This window comes from Methylobacterium sp. AC315, from assembly GCF_979253755.1.
In genome coordinates this window covers 1-248 of sequence record NZ_CEEDEA010000112.1, presented here as the reverse complement: position 1 = coordinate 248, position 248 = coordinate 1, and the positions used below count along the sequence as shown (strand labels likewise).

General features: G+C 70.6%; 1 protein-coding gene. It reads left to right on the top strand.

Features of this window, described 5'->3' with window-relative positions; translation table 11 throughout:
• Nucleotides 1–248: efflux RND transporter permease subunit (locus AC0IY0_RS28910; protein WP_471766499.1), on the top strand; the 248-nt coding region annotated here is incomplete at both ends.

Here is a 248-nt window from a genome sequence, read left to right as displayed (position 1 = left end):
CTTCTCCGTCCACCCGCGCTGGCTCGTGGTGCTCCTGTCGCTGCTCGCGGCGGGCCTGCCTTTCCTGGAGCTCAAGATCAACAAGACGGAGGCGGCGCGCCTCGGCCTGAGCACCTCCGCGATCCAGGACGTCATCGGCGCGGCCCTCGGCGGCCGGGAGGCCGGCATGGTGTTCGAGGGCGATCGCCGCTTCCCCATCGTCGTGTGCCTGAACGACAAGGTCCGCGAGGACCGCGAGGCCCTGGAGA